We start from the raw sequence: 17,299 nt of genomic DNA on the forward strand, positions 1-17,299 counted from the left end.
CCATGCAACCTTTCATCACTATCAGCGGCAGTGCCGCGCCGTTCCTGGCTGCCAACATCGACACTGATGTGATCATGCCCAAGCAGTTCCTCAAGGGCATTGATCGTCAGGGGCTGGATCGAGGGCTGTTTTTCGATCTGCGCTTTCTCGCCTCCTGTGAACCCAACCCTGACTTCGTGCTCAATCAACCAGCCTGGCAGGAAGCCGCGTTTCTGGTGACGGGCCCCAATTTCGGCTGCGGTTCCAGCCGGGAACACGCGGTGTGGGGCTTGAAGCAGGTCGGGATCCGGGCGCTGATCGGCACCACGTTTGCCGGGATTTTCTATGACAACTGTCAGCGCAACGGCGTGCTGGCGATTCAACTCGATGCAGAGCAGTTCAAACAGGTCGCCGACGTCATCAGCGTTCCGGCGACCGCGCACATCCGCGTGAACCTGCCCGAGCAAACCATCGAGTTGGCGGACGGCACATTGATCGCTTTCGAGATTGATGAACTGCGCAAACAGTCACTGTTGCTGGGGCTGGATGCCATCGGCACGACGCTGCAACGCACCGAGCAGATTCGCGCTTTTGAAGCGCGGCATCTCGCGGGAAATCCCTGGTTGGGCTGAGAACAAAAAACCGGGCGGTTCACTGAACCACCCGGCTTCATTCAACCGACAAGTCGCGAAAATACTCTTCGAGAAATTCCACACACACCCGCAATTTGGCCGACTCGCTGAGCCGTGTCGGGTACACCGCCCAGACGTTGGCGCTCTGGGTGTAATCCTCCAGCACCTGTACCAGCCGCCCTTGTTCGAGCATCGGTTTGACGTCCCACATCGAGCGCAACAGAATCCCGCCGCCGCTCAAGGCCCACTCCATCACGATTTCGCCACTGTTGGAGGACAACGGGCCGCTGACCCGCACCGATTCTTCTTGCCCGTCGCGGGTCAGGTTCCAGATGCCGAATGAATTGTTGCGCTCCTTGAGCACCAGGCAATCGTGATCCTTCAGGTCCTCGAGCGATTGCGGCGTACCCCGGCGTTCGAGGTACTCCGGCGTGGCGCACAGCACTCGCCGATTGCTGACCAGTTTGCGCGCCAGGTGCTGGCCCGGCAGATCATCGCCGACAAGGATTTCCAGATCGAAGCCCTCGCCCACCAGATCGACCACGCGATCAAATACGTCCAAGCGAATGTCGAGCTTCGGGCACGTTCGGGACAGCTCACTGATCGCTGGCGCGACGTGATTGCGGCCGAACCCGAAGCTGCTGCAAATGTGCAGCGAACCCGCCGGCTGGTGCCGGGCCTGGGCAATCTCGCCGAGAAAGTCATCGAAATCACCCAGCAGTTTTTCCGCCCAGACCCGCACCCGCTCGCCATCGTCGGTCAGCGCAATGCGCCGGGTCGTGCGGTGCAGCAGCTTTGTCGAGAGCGTGGTTTCGAGCACCGCGATGCGTTTGCTGACGTAGGCCGGCGAATAACCCAACTCATCGGCGGCGCTGGCGAAGCTGTTCTTGCGGATGACGGTGAGGAAGACCTTGAGGTCTTCGGGCAAGGGAAATTGGTCACGATTCGTGTTCATAGGCCGAGTTTTTCCACGCTCTATCTCGCAATCTGCGCAGGATAGCAGCGGCCATGACCGTTCGGCGCTTTTTCTGGCAGCCCCGTACAAACGGGGCTAGGGTTGCGTGGCTGGCGATATGCTGGCCATTTGGCAAACATCTCTCGATGGGCGCCATCAGCCGCACTGGAAGAAAAATCAGGGATGGTTTTTGTGGTTGCGGGTTATTACGACCTATCCCTGTGTTTCGTTGCTTTCTATCAAGGACAGAAAGATGACCAACGTACAGGTGAGCTCCCCCCCTTTGCCGTTCCGGCAAACCTCATTATTGACGCCCGCCGCGAGGCCTGACGGTTTTGGCTGACGACGCCTGCGCGTGAGTCGAGACAAAGACCTCGAACCCGCGCGAATCAACTGACCCGCTCCACCGGATCCAGACGGATCAGGCGTTCACGTAGCCGGGAACCACTGTCGCCAGTCGTTCTTGCCGTTGGCTGTCGCCTGCCTGTCAGGGAAGGCTCCCCTCGTCTGAAGGGGACGTTTGGCAACCACCACGAGGAAACCCTCGATATGACTGGCTCAAAACACAACATGCCGCCTTACGGCGTCGCCATCCAGAGCGCTATCACGGGAGGCGATCTGCAACAGATGAAGACTTTGTTGAAACAGCGCGATTCGACGAAGCCGGAAGCGAAAGAGCTGCAAACCGCGTACGAAAAACTGGCCAAAGAAGTTTCCCGTCTGGAAAAACACTAAGGCCATTTCCCACATTGCAATGGAGGCAATCACTATGTCAGCTACTCAGCAAAATGTCGGCTTGTTCCCGTTGAGTTACCGCATTGGTACGGGGCTGCCCGGCGCGCAAAGTCTGTTGCTCAACCTGTTGGTGTCCACGCCGCAGCATGAGGTCAGCGGCGGCGCCACCGTCACTCAAGCGACCAACCCGCCGCTCGATATCCACTCTGATGTGTGGGGCGAGTACACCTACCTGACCGTCATGAAGCCCGGCGTCAGCAAAATCCTGATAACCGCCGAAGGCAATCATGGCGGCCACGGCTCCAACTCCATCATCAACTTCAAGATTCGTCTGGTGGTCGGTACTGACTGGAAAGAAGGTATCGCCAATTACCAATACCTCAATGGCACGCACTGGGTCGAGGTCAACAACGTCCCTGTGCACCTGGCGGAAGTGCAGTCGAAGGTCTTCCCACCGTTTGAGCCAGGCCCGGTCATCATTCAGCATTACCCGCCGATTCTGCCCCTGTATGCCGCTCCTATCCAGAGCGCCATCGCCAGCGGCGACCTGGCCCAGATGAAGAATCTGGCGAAGCTGGCCAAGCAGCAACTGGACCAGCAACCGCAATTGCAGAGCGCACTGGAAGCCGCGAAGAAGGAAATCAGCCGGTTGCAGGCACGCTGAGCCGACCACTGAATCCATCATTCACTTTAGGGAGTAACACCATGTCGATCGGACTTTTCCATACCCGCCTCATCGCCAGCAATTCATTGCTCGGCGCGCCGGTTCTGACCCTCGACCTGCTGGTCAATACCGTCAGCAAAAAGGTCAGCGGAGTTGCCAGTGTCTTCCAAAGCACCTGGCCGCCGGTCAATTTCCGGGCGCGAGTCTGGGGCGACTACAGCGAGGCCAAACTGACCTCGGCGGTCGAGAATCACATCGTCCTCGTCCTCGACGGCAGCCCGAGCGGCCCGTACAGCCAGATCGCCGAGACTTTTCATCTCAAAGGCATCCTTGATGGCACCTGGGAAAGCGGATTTGTCGATTACAGCTACGACGGGCATCAGGTGAAACACGTCGCCGTGCATCAGGCGCCGACCATCGAGCCGCAACCGCACGAGCGTCACTTCCAGCCGCTGTATGCCGTGGCCGTGCAGCAAGCGCAAACCAGTGGCGATCTGGCGCAGCTGAAAACCGTGGTGCAACAGGGTGAGCAGCAACTGGCCCACCAAGGCGCGTTACGCAGTGCCCTTGAGCATCTGAACGCAGAAATCGCGCGTCTGGAAGCACGCTAAACCGCACGCCCCGGGCGAGGTCACTGCTGGCCTCGCCCGGTCTTGCGGCGAATCGAGATCAGTCCAATCGTGCCGCGCACAGGACCGTGCGCAAGGATCTCCCATGACAGACATCCGCCCTGCCCGCTACCTCAATGACACCGATCTCAAACGCTACGTGCCGGTGCACGTGGTCTGGGAGATCACCCTGGCCTGCGACCTCAAATGCCTGCATTGCGGCTCACGCGCGGGGCATCGACGCCCCGATGAACTCAATACCCGCGAATGCCTCGATGTGATCGATTCCCTCGCCGCACTCGGCACCCGCGAGATCACTCTGATCGGCGGCGAAGCCTATTTGCGCAAGGACTGGACGCAACTGATCCAGGCCATCCACGACCACGGCATGTACTGCGCGATTCAGACCGGCGGACGCAACCTGACGCCGGCGAAGATGCAGGCAGCGGTCGATGCGGGCCTCAACGGGGTCGGGATTTCTCTGGATGGGCTCGCGCCGTTGCACGACAAAGTGCGCAACGTGCCCGGTTCGTTCGACAAGGCTGTCGACACCCTGCGCCGGGCCAAGGCGTCCGGGCTGGCCGTCAGCGTCAACACCCAGATCGGCGCGGCTACGTTGCCTGATTTGCCGGAGCTGATGAACACGATCATTGAACTCGGCGCCACCCACTGGCAGATCCAGATCACCGTGGCCATGGGCAATGCGGTGGATCACCCGGAACTGTTGCTGCAACCCTACCAGTTGCTTGAAGTGATGCCGCTGCTCGCGCGGTTGTACCGCGAAGGCGTGGATCGCGGCCTGCTGATGAACGTCGGCAACAACATCGGCTATTACGGTCCTTACGAACATTTGTGGCGTGGCTTCGGTGACGAACGCGTGCACTGGAGCGGCTGCGCAGCGGGTCAGACCGTACTGGCGCTCGAAGCCGACGGCACGGTGAAAGGCTGCCCGTCACTGGCGACCGTCGGTTTCTCCGGCGGCAACGTGCGCAACATGAGCCTACACGATATCTGGCATTACAGCGAAGGCATCCACTTCGGTCGCCTGCGCTCGGTCGACGACCTGTGGGGCTACTGCCGCAGTTGCTATTACAACGATGTCTGCCGGGGCGGCTGCACCTGGACTTCGCACTCATTGCTGGGCAAACCCGGCAACAACCCGTACTGCCATTACCGTACCCTGGAACTGCAAAAACGCGGACTGCGCGAGCGTATCGTCAAGATTGAAGATGCGGCGCAGCGTTCCTTCGCCGTCGGACGCTTTGACCTGATCACCGAACGCATCGACACCGGCGAGCACGTCAGCAGCGTCAGTGACAGCGGCCAGGTGATCAAACTCGCCTGGATCAATCAGGGCCAGAAATCCCCTGAGGAAGGACGCATCCCCGTGCAACTGGCGCTGTGCCGCAGCTGCCTGCAATACATCCACCCCCATGAATCGATCTGCCCGCATTGCCACGCCGACGTCGCCGCCGCCGAAGCCAGGCACCAGACGGACCGCGCCCGTCAGCAGGCGATCATGAACACATTGACGGGGTTGCTGGGGGTGGCGCCGAGTACTTTGGTATGAAATCGGGTTCAAGCGCCCGCAGGATTCGGGCGCTTGGCCCCCTCAGGCGTCTTGAAAATCCGGCCGTTTCAACCGCTCCGGGAAATAAGTAGCTGTTTTCCATGAAATTTATTTGCTTCAGGGGTTCCCAGAACGCAAGAGCGCTGGTAAAGTGCCGCCCACTGTTGCAGAGGTCCTCTCGGGACTGAAACCAATAGCTACAGGGGCGTCGCCAAGCGGTAAGGCAGCAGGTTTTGATCCTGCCATGCGTTGGTTCGAATCCAGCCGCCCCTGCCATTTTTTCCTCGTTTCACCCTCCCCCGCTTCACCTCTGCCTCAACGGCAAATCATTTCCTTGTATTCAACGTAATCGCCGAACGCACCAGCGCTTTCAGTGCCTTTGCATCTATTTTATCGTCCTCGTGAACATCAATCGCCCGCCGGGTATTGCCCTCCAGACTGGCATTGAACAGTCCCGACGGATCCTCCAGCGCCGCGCCTTTGGCAAACGTCATTTTCACCACGGCCTTGTAGGTTTCCCCGGTGCAAATGATGCCGTTGTGTGACCAGACCGGAACGCCCCGCCACTTCCACTCCTCGACGACCTGCGGGTCCGCCTCGTGAATGATCGCGCGGATCTCGGCCAGTTTCTGGCCACGCCAGTCGTTCAGTTCCTGGATTCTTGCGTCGATCAGTGCAGAAGGCTGTTCAGCCGCCGAGTCGCTGCTGTCTTTCTTCATCTCCTTACTCTCCCGAAAAACCTTATCCGCTCTCCAGCGTAGCGCCGACTGCGCCAAACGCCGGGCAAAAAAAGCCCCGCAAAGTGCGGGGCAAAGGAATTGGTTGGTTGCGGCCAACCAAAGGAGCATCGTCAAAAGCGTTAACCGTCAGGCGTTACAGGCACTCCTGGGCAGCCCGTTCAAAACTCGACGGTGTGAAACTTGAAGCCAGCAAGTGGCGCTCGTACAAAAACACCTTGCCGCCGTCCTGTGCCTTGTAGGCTTCCAGCACGTTGTCTGCCGACACTTTGCTCGGCACCACGATCCGGTAGCTGCGCTGGGTCTGCGAGACCGTCGGGTTCATCGCACCGTGCTGCAATTTCGGCACAACGCATTCGGCGTACTGGGCGGGCGTCTTGTGGGTCTGCAAGGTCAGCGTCGGGTCGTTCGGTGCGGAGGCGCAAGCAGTCAACAACAAAGTGGCAGACGCCATGGCAGGGATAAAAAAGGCACGCATGGATAAAATCCTGAAAATAAACGGTTCGGTTCTCAAGCAACGTTCAGCGTCACGGGCGCTGCCGTTGCGATTTTTGATTTGGGTGTTCAGCCAGCACTCACCAGGGCCTTGAGCGAGTCATCGAACTGCTTCAGGGCGCTGAATTGCAGGTCGCGTTGCTGTTCAATCTGCGCTGCAATCTCGGGCGCTGCCTTGTTGTGGACCCACACCGAAGGCATCTGCTTTTGCACTGCGCCTTCCGCCTTGCCGATGTATTGCAGGTTGGCGTCGTAGAAGCGTGCGGCGAACCGTGCTTCGACCTGGCTGTTGCGTTGCGTCAGCAAACGGTTGTGGGTGTCGAGCATCACCACCACATCCGGATGGGCTTGCACCAATGAATCGAGGTTGTCGTAGACGGTCACCGAGAGAAATTGCTGCTGCAGCGAACTCATCAACCAGTCGATGGCCAGTTCCGGATCGGAGCTGTTGACGAAGGCGTCGCGGATCCGCGCATCGAGCGCATCCTTGGCACCATTCACCGCCACGTCGTGATAACGCTCCAGGTATTGCTGGTTCTCCAGCGTGTTTTCGCTGTACAGCACACCCACGGTTTGCGAATGCTGCAGCCCGCTGCTGGCACCGGCGATGGGCAGAAAATGGCACGTACCGGCGTCGCTTGCGTAAGTCGGTGCGGTCACGGCCACCCCGCCCATCAGCAGGGCGACTACAGCCAGTCGGGTCAATGTCTTCATCGCGCAAATTCCTTCAGCAGCGTCTTCGATGGAGGCGATTTTCCGCCTGTCGGCCGCAAAGCAGAACTTGCGTTTCTTGATGGTCACTATTACTTGAACCAATAGTTGCGCAGCGTGCAGACTGCTGCACACTCGATCACAACGAAAACAAATGAGGATTATCCGTGCGAACCTTTGATTTGATCCGCGATGCCGTGCTGCCCGAATTCCGCGACCGGGTGGCCGAATACCTCGTCGAATACGAAACCGTGCTGGGCCAGTCAGCGGACGATTCGGAGTCGGTGCGGGCCGTCGCCAATCAATTGCGCGGCTATCTGCGCGGGCTCAATACCACGCGAGTGCTGGGCATGGCGGACTGGGAAGAACTGGACCGACGCGTGCTGGACACCTGGCTCTAGCGATCGCCCGATGACCCGCTAGACTCTTCAGGCTGCGCCCGCAGCACCGGGCCGCCATGGCCCTGTCGCCAGACCTGGAGGTGTCCAATGAGCAATAACACCGAACCGACGACGTTTACCGGTTGGGCCGCCACATCGGCCGGCGCACCACTGGAGCGCTACAGTTACGATCCCGGTCCGCTCGGGGATGAAGAAGTCGAAGTCGCCGTGGAATATTGCGGCGTCTGTCACTCCGACCAGTCGCTGATCGACAACGACTGGGGCATCAGCCAGTACCCGTTCATTCCCGGTCACGAAGTGGTTGGCCGCATCGTGCGTGCAGGCCCGCAGGTCCGCGGCCTCGAAGTCGGCCAACGGGTCGGCATCGGCTGGTACAAGAGCAGCTGCATGCATTGCTCGTCCTGCATCGGCGGCTCTCATCACCTTTGCGCGACCGCCAAACCCACGATCATCGGCAGCCACGGCGGTTTCGCCGATCGGCTGCGCACTCACTGGGCCTGGGCCCTGCCGCTGCCCAAAGACCTTGATCCGGCGTTGGCCGGGCCGCTGTTCTGCGCAGGCTCCACGGTGTTCAACCCACTGGTGGAATTTGGCATCAAACCCACTGACCGGGTCGGTGTCGTCGGGATCGGCGGTCTCGGTCACCTGGCGCTGCGTTTCCTCAATGCCTGGGGCTGCGACGTCACGGCATTCACCTCGTCACTGAGCAAACAGGACGAAGCCAAGCGCCTCGGCGCCCACAAGGTCGTCGCCTCCACCGACAGCAATGCCTTGAAAGCGATTGCCGGTACTCTGGATTTCCTGCTGATCACCGCCAACGCCAACCTCGACTGGACGGCAATGCTCGCCACCCTGCGCGGCAAAGGCCGGCTGCACTTCGTCGGTATCGTGCCCGACGCGATTCCGGTGCACGTGTTCAATCTGATTCCCCAGCAAAAATCCTTGTCCGCCTCACCGGTGGGCTCGCCTGCCACGGCGGCGACCATGCTGGAGTTCTGCGCGCGGCATCAGATCCTGCCGCAGGTTGAGGAATTTCCGATGAGCCGGGTCAACGAAGCCATCGATCATTTGCGCAGTGGCAAGGCGCGGTATCGGATTGTGTTGAACGCCAGCCAGTAAGAGACAGGCAGCAAACTTGCCCTCTCACCTGTTCCAGACCTGCTGACTGGAACAGGTGATCGCTGGCAGGCATCAGTGATGGCAAGGGATAATGCTAATATGCCACCATTTTAATCCTCAGCAGACTCCGCATGGGCGCCACGATTTATCATCTCAAACGTTTATCCCCGATTTTTCTGGTTGTAGCACTGTCCGGTTGCCAGTCGCTCTATGGCATAGACACAACCCCCAAGCCGCCTCCGATTGCATTCGAGATCTTTGATGACGCCCTGAAGGGGCTCCCCACCCCCAACTCGATCGTGCGCGAGGCCGACATCGTCACTTATTTTGTGACATCTCCCGCGAACGGAAAGCTGAATTACATCGCGCGATTTGATGCGGACTGCCATCGACCGGATGCACAAATGGGCTACGCGACCAAATCCGGGCTCGTGGTACTCACGACTGAACGCCGGGGCGCCAGCGATCGTAGACAATTGCCAGACAAGCAAAAGAGCCAATACCTGCACAGCAACCAATTCAAAGACGCATGCGCCCAGACCGCAACACCACAATGGCGAGTGTTTTCGACAGCCGAAGATCAAGTCTGGCAAATGATCGACCAGGCCAACCTGAAAGCAGACGGTAATTCCGTGACGTTCTGGTCAGCCCGGGTGCTACCTGCCGAGATACGGACGCCAGGCTCGTCTTCCTTGTATTCACAGGTCCGGCAACGCTGGACAGCCGACTGCGTCTCGCAGCGACTGACTCCACTCAGCATGTTCCAGCTCAACAGATATGGCCAAGTGCTGGGTGGGGAGTTGAAAACCACGATCGAACCGGTTGACCTGAAAAATCTCGACGATGATCAGCGCCGGATCTTTCAGCAAGTCTGCACCAGGCCGCTGGCGCTGGATCAGCTCAGACTTTTCACCGGCCGTGAGCTGAAGCCCTTTGTGTTGCCGGAGCCCGAGCTGGCGCCAACCGTCAAGCAGGCCATCGAAGCCTTGAAGATGCCCGAGCCGGAAAAAAGCGTCGCTCGTCTGCGACAGTCAACGGTCATTACTTCCCAAGGCCAGCCAAGCGAGCCGCCACGCATGGGGCCGATGAATAAATTCCTTCCGGCCAGGGCGGGCAGCCAACTGACCGAACGTTCAGGCTTCGATCTGCATCAGTCGGTCGAATTGAGTTTTCGCGGATTGATCCCCCTCGCCAAATCCACGTTTGCTTATAAAAGACCTCTGGAAACAGAGGAAGAAGGACTCACCGATCTCAGGTTCACCGGCGACTGGGCGACCATGCCGCTCGGCGCGCATCTGAGTTACACGATTCAAAGGCCTCACAAGTGGTACGAGGAGCCCAAGCCGCTGATCGAAAAACAGTTCAACTGCGACGTAAAGGAACAAAAGGCTGCCAACGAGCTTTATCCGTCCTGGACCGGTACTGCCAAAATCATCGGTTGCACTGGCGCAAACGACATCATCGGTGACGGCACGATCACCTACGCGTATCTGCAGACTTACGGACTGTTTGTACCCCTTCACTTCTCCGGAAAAGGCTGGGAGAAAAAATGGTCCCTCAAGGTCTTTGAGTGATCGGTCCCGGCCTGAGCAGCCATTCGATGTTCAGGCCGGTGCCCAGCGCCGGTGCAGTCCTCGAGCCAGCGCATCAAGGGCAAATCCGAGTACACCGATCAACAGCACCATCGCCATCAATTCCGAGTACGCCAGCCGATCCCGTGTGTCGAGGATGAAGTAGCCCAGCCCTGCGCTGACACCGAGCATTTCGCACGGCACCAGCACGATCCAGAGAATCCCGATCGACAGCCGAACCCCGGTCAACACGTGACCGAGCACGCCGGGCAGGATGACTTTGCGCAAGGTTTCCCAGCGTGTGGCACTGAGGCTGCGGCTCAATTGCAGCCAGCGTGGGTCGAGCTGGCGTACCCCGGCGGCGGTGTTCAGCAGGATCGGCCAGATCGCGGCGAAGGTCAGCAGGAAATAGATCGGCTGATCGCCCACGCCCATCAGCATGACCACCACCGGCATCCACGACAGCGGCGAGATCATTCGCAAGAACTGAAAGGCAGGTGTGGTCGCCGATTCGAGATGCCGGTAGCTGCCGATCATCAGCCCCAGCGGCACGCCAATCAGCAAGGCCAGCAGCAAGCCGACCACGATCCGTTTCAGGCTGACCAGCACATGTTCGTAGAGCTCGGCCCGCCCTAATAACTCAACAAGGCTGGCCAGAGTCGCCTGCGGCGAAAACCGCGCCGCCAGACCATCGCCTCCACCGGCCAGATGTACCCCCAGCCACCACAGCAGTAACAACCCCAGCAATCCTGCCGCGCCCAACAACCCGTGGACGATGGGTGAACTCGACTTGCTCATCAGAGACTGAACTCCTCGCTGCGCTCAAAGCCTTCGGGCAAGCCGAACGCCTTCATCCCGCCGACCGTTGCAATGGCGTTGCGCACGAAGCGGTCGTCCACCAGATCCCTGGCCGTGTGCTGCGGGTCGAGGCTGGCGAGGAGGCCCTTGTCGCCTTCGATCAACGTGTCCTTGAGGCGCTTGACCAGTTCTTCGGTGTAGCTGGGGAACGGGTACGGCTGGAAGTCGATGCGCTGCTCGTCCCAATGGCTGTGCTGGATCGCGCCGCTGGCCAGGTATTGCTCGCGATCTGCGGCGGCCGGCGCCAGTACGCGGTTCAACACGGTCTGGGCATGGGGCGTGTAGCGGTTGTCGCCGTCCCGGGATAACAGCTTCGCGGCCTCGGCGCGGTTGTCGCGGGTCCAGAGTTGCGCCTTGACGATGGCATTGACCACTTTCTGCGACCACTCGGGGCGGTTGTTCAGATCCTGCTCGTGCATGAACACTACGCAGCAGGCGTGATTGCGCCAGACGTCGCCGGTAAAACGCTGCACCCGCCCGACCTTGAGTTCTTCGGCCAACGCATTGAACGGCTCGGCGACGATGTAACCGGCGATGCGTTTGCCGGCCAGTGCCGGCGGCATGTCCGAGGGCGGCAATACCACCAGGTTGACCTCGTTGGCGGCCAGCGCGGCACTTGCCGGTTTGCTCACCGGCAGCAGTCCGTGATCGCGAAACAACTGCTGTACCACCACGTTGTGGATCGAATACCAGAACGGAATCGCCACCGTTTGCCCGGCCAACTGTTTGACCTCGGTGATCCCCGGGGCCACCGTCAGGCCGGAGCCGCCGACATGGTTCCAGGCCACGATCTTGGCCGGCACCTTACTGCCGTAGCGGGCCCAGACGGTCATTGGCGACAGCAGGTGAATCACGTTGACCTGCCCCGACAGGAACGCCTCGATCACCTGCGCCCAACTGCGCAACAGCACCGGGCGCTCGGCCTGGATGCCTTCGGCTTCGAACAGCCCGTTGTTGTGCGCCACCAGCAATGGCGTGGCGTCGGTGATCGGCAGGTAGCCGATGCGCACCGGCGCGTTCGGCTCCGACGCAGCGCGGGCATTGAGGCTGTTGAGCAGCGGCAGTGCGCCACCTGCGGTCAGCAAGGCGCTGAGCTTAAGGAAATCACGACGTGTGTGAGTGAAGTCGTCCAGGCACATGATCAATCTCCGACGGTTCGGGCAAAGGTGGGGTAAGTGGATTGCGGCTCGCCCGCCGAAGGGTTTTGAGGATATCGATACGCAGCGCACCCAGTTCGTCCACCAGCTCGGCGCGGGGCTGAGGCAGGTCGACGCGCCATTCGCCGAGGATCCGCGCCGGGCTGTTACCCAGTAGCAGAATCCGCTCGGAAAGCAGCAGGGCTTCGTCAATGTCGTGAGTGATCAGCAGCGCTGCGGTGTTGTGTTCGGCGATCAGTTGCAGCAACAGCTGTTGCATGTCGGCGCGGGTGATTTCATCCAGCGCACCGAACGGTTCGTCGAGCAACAGAACTTGCGGCTGCCGTGCCAGGCACCGGGCCAGTGCGGTGCGCTGGGCCATTCCGCCGGACAACTGCGCCGGATGAAACTGCCGGGCGTGTTCCAGGCCGACAGCGGCGATGGCGTGGTCGACCCGTGCCTTGCGTTGCTCGGCACTCAGGTGCGGTTGACGGGCGAAGTCGAGGCCGAACGCCACGTTCTTTTCCAGCGTCAGCCAGGGCAACAGGCTCGGGTCCTGAAACGCCACCGCCACCCGTGGATGAGGACCGCTCAGCGGTTCACCGAGCAGGCTGACGCTGCCGCGCTGCGCCGGTTGCAACCCCGCCAGCACCCGCAACAGACTGGATTTGCCGACGCCGCTGGGGCCGAGGATCGACACCACTTCACCCGGCTGCAACTGCAAGTCAAACGCCTCCAGCACGGTGTGCCAGCCTTCGGCGCGCGGATAGCCGAGACTGATGTCGCGGGCATGCAGCAACGGCTGAGTCATACCGCCGCTTCCCGCTTCTGCCGTTGCAGTTCGGCGCGCAATTGCACCAGGCTCGGCGTGACGATCGGCACGAACGCCGACTCGCGCCAGCGCCGGGCGAACCCGCTGCCATGTTCGGTCAGATAGGCTTTGCCGCCACTGGCCTGCAACTCCAGTTGCACCGCGCTGGCCGCCGATTCGGCAAGGGCGATGCGCAGCTGGAACAACGTAGCGGGCCTTGCCAGGAAGCGGCCATCGAGCAGGCCCTGTTTGAGTTGTTCCACCGTTTGTTGCAACTGTTCGCGCTGTTCGTGCAGCGGCTCCAGCAGGATCGAGCGACCGTCCTGCAAATGGCTTTGCACTTCGCTCAAGGCGCGCCGCGCCAGACCGATGGCCAGACCACATTGCAAGCCGAGGAACGCCGGACGCACCGCCGGCAAAAACGCCCGCGCATCGTCATGCAACAACCACTCGCGACCGACCTGCACCTGGGCAAAATCGATGGCTGCCGTGTTGCTCGACTGCAAGCCCATCAGTTGCAGATCCGCCGAACGCAACACGCCTGTGACCTCACCGGGAATCGCCAGCACAAACGGTGAGCCGCCCTCCTCGTGCTCAATCGCAGCGGCGACGACGAAGCCGCTTTTGCGCAGATTGGTCACCCAATGCAACCGGCCTCCGAGGCTCCAGCCGTTGCCTTCGGTGCGGGCGCGCACTTGCAGGGCTTCGATGCCCGAGAGGAATTTCATCGCGTTCGACAGCCCGGTCGCGCCAGCCAGTTCGCCGCTGATCAACGAGGGCAACAGCCGCTCGCGCAGTGCCCCGTTCGGGCTCTGCAGCAGGTATTCGATAAACGCCCGCTGGCCCCAGAACACAAAAGCCGCTGCCAGCGAATGACTGGCCACCTCGGCCAACACTTCCACGGCGTCGCTGATGTCGCCGCCGCTGCCGCCCAATGACGGGCTGATACCGACCCGCAGGACATCGGCCGCCGCCAGTTGCGTCAGCACTTGCTGCGGATCGCTGTCGCCCAGGTCCAGGGCCTGGGCGTGGGTGTCCAGCCATTGACTCAATGCCGGATCGAGCATGTCGTTTCTCTCCTTGTACGCAGCGTCAACCATAGACCACGCTGCCTGAATCGATCCGCCGGTCACGCGCGGTACGGCGCCAGCTCCGGGTTGAGCGGCGTATCGGCGAACACGTTGGCGAAGTTGCACAGGGTCGCCAGGCTAACGCCGAGAATCACTTCCAGCGCGTTGCCTTCGGTGTAACCGGCGGCCTTGAACTGGTTGTAGGTCTGCTCACTGACGTTGCCACGGGTGGCGATCACTTCACGGGTGAACGCCGCCAGCGTCTCAAGCTTTTGCTCGGGAACGGTCGCCCGCTCACGCAATGCGCTGACCACTTCCTGCGGCAGTTTTGCCTTGTTCAGCGCGACGGCGGTATGACCTGCGACACAGAAATCGCATCCATGGTTAGTCGCTGCGATCAACTGCACCACTTCGCGCTCGGCCAGGCTCAACTCGGCTTTGCCATTGAGCGCCGATACCGTAACGTAGGTTTCCAGCGCGGCCGGCGCGTTGGCCAGAACGGCCAGCAGGTTCGGAATGAAACCGGAATTCTTCTGTGCATTCTCAAGAAACGGCCGGGCCGCTTCGGGCGCGCTTTGCAAGGTGTGTAGTGTGACGCGTGACATGGGCTGGACTCCTGTAGTCGGGGTGTCTGGCCAGTCTGTTGGTTATAAGAATTCAGATCCATATTCTAAAGTAGCGATTACTTGCTCCTGAGTGTTTCCATTAGATGATTTCGTCCAGCCCACTGGTTGATTGGTTATTAGAGAGCCTCGAACTCGACGCCAGCCTGTTCCATGTCGGCCGCTATTGCGGCGGCTGGCACGCCAGCACGCATGGCCTGGCGCGGGCCAGTTTTCACCTCGTCGTTCAGGGCCATTGCTGGCTGCACATCGAGGGCGAGACTCAGGCCTTACGCCTGAATGCCGGCGATGCGGTGTTCCTGCTGCGCGACCTCAACTATCGGCTGTCCAGCGCTGAGGATTCAGGCATCGCGCAGACCTTGCCGCGCATGACCATGACGGCTCTGGACAGCCAGGCAGAGGATGGCGTCGGGCTGGTCTGCGGGTTCTTCCACTTCAAGTCAGGGCTGTCGTCGCTGATCATCGAAGGCTTGCCGCACTGGATCGTCCTGCGAGCGGGGGATCCTTCCTCGAGTGCGGCGCGGGCCTTGTTCGAGTTGATCCTGGAAGAATGCGAACGCCAGCCGACGCCCTCTTCGGCGCTGCTGGAGCGGCTGAGTCACCTGCTGTTTCTGTATGTACTGCGCCAACAGATGGCCGACAACCCGTCACTCGGCGGTCTGGTAGCGCTGGCGCGCAATCCGCAATTCGCGCCGCTGCTGGACCGACTGATCGAGCAACCCCAACTGCCGTGGTCACTGGAAAGCATGGCGGCCTGCATCGGACTCTCGCGCTCGGCGTTCTTCAAGCGCTTCAACGAACTCGCAGGGCAGTCGCCAGGGCAGGTACTGCTGGCGCTGCGCATCCGCCATGCCTGCCAGTTACTGAAGAACAATCACACGGTCGAGCAGGTTTGCGCCGCCGTGGGCTATCAGTCGATTGCCGCGTTCACACGGGCGTTTGCCAAGTCGGTGGGGGTGCAACCGGGGGCTTATCGCAAGCAGCATGAGGGGCGCTGATTAAATAACCTAAAAGAATTAATAAATACAAAATCAGTATTTATCGTTATAAAAATATCGGCGTACTCTCAGCTCATCCCGTCATTGATCACAGTGAAGTGCGCCATGAATCCAACCGACAACCTGATCGACTTCGCCGCCTACCGCAAACGCCGCCAAGCTCAGCAACGGGCCCGGGCCATGTGGGAAATGTATGCGCGCAACGCCGGCTACCAGGCTTTTCAGTGGGTGCAGGCCGCTCGTTCCGACGAGCCGCGTCAAGCGTGAACGCACGTGAACCTTCGCGCTTTCTGGCGAGCGCCGACGAACCCGTGCTGGATCTGAACAACCTCGAATCACTGGAAGAAGACCCGATCTGCGAGCGCGTCGCGCAGAACCTGCAACGCCTGCGTGGCAAGCGGCATCTGTCGCTGGATGCCCTCGCCCGCCAGTGCGGCGTGAGCCGGGCGATGCTGGCGCAGATCGAGTCCGGCCGCAGCGTGCCGTCGATCAAGGTGCTGTGCAAAATTGCCAAGGGTTTGAAAGTGTCGGTGGCGGCGTTTCTGGAGCACCGTGCGTTCGAAGGTGTGGCCGTGTTGTCGGCGAGTCAGAGCAAACGGCTGGTGAGTGCCAGCGGTGCATTTGTCAGTCGGGCGCTGTTTCCGTTCGATGTGGCGCGCCAATCGGAATTCTACGAATTACGCCTGAGCCCCCTGGGTGAGGATCACTCCGAGGGCCACGGCCCCGGTGTGCAGGAAAATCTGGTGGTGTCACAGGGCGTGCTGGAGATCAGCGTCAACGACGAGCGTTATCTGCTGTCGACCGGTGACTCGATCCTGTTCTACGCCGACCAGCCGCACCGCTATCGCAATCCGGCTGACAGTGAGGCGGTGGCGTATCTCGTGGTGACCTACCCGGAACGTCTGGACTGACAAACGCCTTCACCGAATTCCAGAAATGCAAAAGCCCCGGCAGCATCAAGCTGCAGGGGCTTTTTCATGCGCGATCAGAAATCAGCAGGTGCAGCACATCATCGGCATGCCGTTGCAGCTCATCATCATCGGCATGCTGCAGTCGTTCATCATCTTCATCATCAGGGCGCAGCAGTTTTTCATCATGTCCATGTTCATGCCCGGCATCGGCATGATTTTGCACATCATGCAGTCGGCCATCATGGTGCATTCCATCACGCACTTCATCGAAGGCATCGGCATGCCCATCATCGGCATCGGCATCATCATGTTCATCATCGGCATGGCCATGGCCGCCTGGGACATGCACATCATGCTCATGTTGCCGCAATGCATCATCATCGGCATGCCGCAGTCCATCATCATCTGCATCATTTCGCAGCTGTTCTTGAACATCGCCATGTCCATGCCGGCGGCCGGCATCATCTTGCACATCATGCCGTCGTCCATCATTTCACAGGACATGGTTGCCATCATCATCGGCATGCCTGTCATCGGCATCATCGGCATGTTGGCGTTCATCGGCATTTGCATCTGCATGGCGTTCATCATGGTGAAGCTCCCTGAGGATTAAGAACTGGATGAGAAGTTGATGGAGCGGATTCTAAGGATTGGCCAAACCGGAACAAGCTGCCCATCGAGCAGCAAAAAGTGCTGTTCAAACGCTTCAAGTGCA

The 17,299-nt window shown here is 60.3% G+C and carries 21 protein-coding genes and 1 tRNA gene; 12 read left to right on the forward strand and 10 right to left on the reverse strand.

The annotated features are described in order from the left end of the window. Positions 1-2 precede the first annotated feature (2 nt). Entirely contained in the window at positions 3-611 is a 609-nt protein-coding gene (leuD, locus tag AC1RR7_RS14355) for a 3-isopropylmalate dehydratase small subunit (RefSeq protein WP_493157812.1), read from the forward strand. A 37-nt stretch (positions 612-648) separates the two neighbouring features. Here the strand turns inward: leuD and AC1RR7_RS14360 are convergent, their stop codons facing one another. Beyond that, positions 649-1,566 carry a LysR substrate-binding domain-containing protein gene (locus AC1RR7_RS14360; protein ID WP_493157813.1) on the reverse strand — a complete coding sequence of 306 codons (918 nt, stop codon included), beginning with the start codon at positions 1,564-1,566 and terminating at the stop codon, positions 649-651. A gap of 549 nt (positions 1,567-2,115) precedes the next feature. Here AC1RR7_RS14360 and AC1RR7_RS14365 point away from each other — a divergent pair. The 5 genes from AC1RR7_RS14365 (at position 2,116) to AC1RR7_RS14385 (ending at position 5,419) form a co-directional block, all read left to right on the forward strand. Continuing rightward, on the forward strand, positions 2,116-2,301 hold the full coding sequence (locus AC1RR7_RS14365; protein ID WP_085708738.1) for a DUF1843 domain-containing protein: 186 nt from the start codon (positions 2,116-2,118) through the stop codon (positions 2,299-2,301). A gap of 34 nt (positions 2,302-2,335) precedes the next feature. Next, positions 2,336-2,965 (forward strand): DUF1842 domain-containing protein, encoded by a 630-nt coding sequence (locus AC1RR7_RS14370; protein ID WP_096821648.1) that lies wholly within the window; start codon positions 2,336-2,338, stop codon positions 2,963-2,965. Positions 2,966-3,006: 41 nt separating this feature from the next. Continuing rightward, positions 3,007-3,576, forward strand: coding sequence for a DUF1842 domain-containing protein (locus AC1RR7_RS14375; RefSeq protein ID WP_096821647.1), 570 nt, complete (start codon positions 3,007-3,009; stop codon positions 3,574-3,576). A 103-nt stretch (positions 3,577-3,679) separates the two neighbouring features. Then, on the forward strand, positions 3,680-5,143 hold the full coding sequence (locus tag AC1RR7_RS14380) for a GDL motif peptide-associated radical SAM/SPASM maturase (protein ID WP_493157814.1): 1,464 nt from the start codon (positions 3,680-3,682) through the stop codon (positions 5,141-5,143). A 201-nt stretch (positions 5,144-5,344) separates the two neighbouring features. Next, a tRNA-Gln gene (locus AC1RR7_RS14385) sits at positions 5,345-5,419 on the forward strand. 50 nt (positions 5,420-5,469) lie between these two features. Here the strand turns inward: AC1RR7_RS14385 and AC1RR7_RS14390 are convergent. The 3 genes from AC1RR7_RS14390 to AC1RR7_RS14400 all read right to left on the reverse strand — a co-directional run bounded on the left by AC1RR7_RS14390 (position 5,470) and on the right by AC1RR7_RS14400 (position 7,089). After that, positions 5,470-5,862 (reverse strand): DUF1801 domain-containing protein, encoded by a 393-nt coding sequence (locus AC1RR7_RS14390; RefSeq protein ID WP_273540332.1) that lies wholly within the window; start codon positions 5,860-5,862, stop codon positions 5,470-5,472. A 154-nt stretch (positions 5,863-6,016) separates the two neighbouring features. Continuing rightward, positions 6,017-6,358, reverse strand: coding sequence for a hypothetical protein (locus tag AC1RR7_RS14395; RefSeq protein ID WP_096821644.1), 342 nt, complete (start codon positions 6,356-6,358; stop codon positions 6,017-6,019). 86 nt (positions 6,359-6,444) lie between these two features. Continuing rightward, positions 6,445-7,089, reverse strand: a complete 645-nt coding sequence (locus tag AC1RR7_RS14400) for an ATPase (RefSeq protein WP_192560642.1) — start codon at positions 7,087-7,089, stop codon at positions 6,445-6,447. Positions 7,090-7,253: 164 nt separating this feature from the next. On the opposite strand from AC1RR7_RS14400, the gene AC1RR7_RS14405 reads away from it, so the two are divergent. The 3 genes from AC1RR7_RS14405 to AC1RR7_RS14415 all read left to right on the forward strand — a co-directional run bounded on the left by AC1RR7_RS14405 (position 7,254) and on the right by AC1RR7_RS14415 (position 10,180). After that, positions 7,254-7,487 carry a hypothetical protein gene (locus AC1RR7_RS14405; protein WP_096821642.1) on the forward strand — a complete coding sequence of 78 codons (234 nt, stop codon included), beginning with the start codon at positions 7,254-7,256 and terminating at the stop codon, positions 7,485-7,487. Positions 7,488-7,574: 87 nt separating this feature from the next. Continuing rightward, entirely contained in the window at positions 7,575-8,606 is a 1,032-nt protein-coding gene (gene ahr, locus AC1RR7_RS14410) for an NADPH-dependent aldehyde reductase Ahr (RefSeq protein WP_493157815.1), read from the forward strand. Positions 8,607-8,737: 131 nt separating this feature from the next. Then, positions 8,738-10,180, forward strand: a complete 1,443-nt coding sequence (locus AC1RR7_RS14415; RefSeq protein WP_493157816.1) for a hypothetical protein — start codon at positions 8,738-8,740, stop codon at positions 10,178-10,180. Between the two features lie 30 nt (positions 10,181-10,210). Here AC1RR7_RS14415 and AC1RR7_RS14420 read toward each other — a convergent pair whose 3' ends face one another. From AC1RR7_RS14420 to AC1RR7_RS14440, 5 genes are all read right to left on the reverse strand, one after another. Then, positions 10,211-10,975 (reverse strand): ABC transporter permease, encoded by a 765-nt coding sequence (locus AC1RR7_RS14420; RefSeq protein ID WP_102621680.1) that lies wholly within the window; start codon positions 10,973-10,975, stop codon positions 10,211-10,213. Next, entirely contained in the window at positions 10,975-12,174 is a 1,200-nt protein-coding gene (locus AC1RR7_RS14425) for an ABC transporter substrate-binding protein (protein ID WP_493157817.1), read from the reverse strand. The genes AC1RR7_RS14420 and AC1RR7_RS14425 overlap by 1 nt, the downstream gene beginning before the upstream one ends. After that, positions 12,140-12,982 carry an ABC transporter ATP-binding protein gene (locus AC1RR7_RS14430; protein ID WP_493064635.1) on the reverse strand — a complete coding sequence of 281 codons (843 nt, stop codon included), beginning with the start codon at positions 12,980-12,982 and terminating at the stop codon, positions 12,140-12,142. The genes AC1RR7_RS14425 and AC1RR7_RS14430 overlap by 35 nt, the downstream gene beginning before the upstream one ends. After that, on the reverse strand, positions 12,979-14,049 hold the full coding sequence (locus AC1RR7_RS14435) for an acyl-CoA dehydrogenase family protein (RefSeq protein WP_493157818.1): 1,071 nt from the start codon (positions 14,047-14,049) through the stop codon (positions 12,979-12,981). The genes AC1RR7_RS14430 and AC1RR7_RS14435 overlap by 4 nt, the downstream gene beginning before the upstream one ends. Before the next feature lie 62 nt (positions 14,050-14,111). Further along, positions 14,112-14,657, reverse strand: a complete 546-nt coding sequence (locus AC1RR7_RS14440; protein WP_096821635.1) for a carboxymuconolactone decarboxylase family protein — start codon at positions 14,655-14,657, stop codon at positions 14,112-14,114. A gap of 104 nt (positions 14,658-14,761) precedes the next feature. On the opposite strand from AC1RR7_RS14440, the gene AC1RR7_RS14445 reads away from it, so the two are divergent. The 3 genes from AC1RR7_RS14445 (at position 14,762) to AC1RR7_RS14455 (ending at position 16,584) form a co-directional block, all read left to right on the forward strand. Then, positions 14,762-15,673 carry a cupin domain-containing protein gene (locus AC1RR7_RS14445; RefSeq protein ID WP_493157819.1) on the forward strand — a complete coding sequence of 304 codons (912 nt, stop codon included), beginning with the start codon at positions 14,762-14,764 and terminating at the stop codon, positions 15,671-15,673. A 105-nt stretch (positions 15,674-15,778) separates the two neighbouring features. Beyond that, positions 15,779-15,940, forward strand: coding sequence for a hypothetical protein (locus AC1RR7_RS14450; protein ID WP_170929559.1), 162 nt, complete (start codon positions 15,779-15,781; stop codon positions 15,938-15,940). Positions 15,941-15,993: 53 nt separating this feature from the next. Beyond that, entirely contained in the window at positions 15,994-16,584 is a 591-nt protein-coding gene (locus AC1RR7_RS14455) for a helix-turn-helix domain-containing protein (RefSeq protein ID WP_173861382.1), read from the forward strand. 81 nt (positions 16,585-16,665) lie between these two features. On the opposite strand, the gene AC1RR7_RS14460 is transcribed toward AC1RR7_RS14455, so the two are convergent. Then, a complete protein-coding gene (locus AC1RR7_RS14460; RefSeq protein WP_244142466.1) occupies positions 16,666-17,175 on the reverse strand; it encodes a hypothetical protein in 510 nt (169 codons plus the stop codon). Positions 17,176-17,299 lie beyond the last annotated feature (124 nt).

It is taken from the genome of Pseudomonas sp. GW821-FHT11G12, from assembly GCF_058808055.1.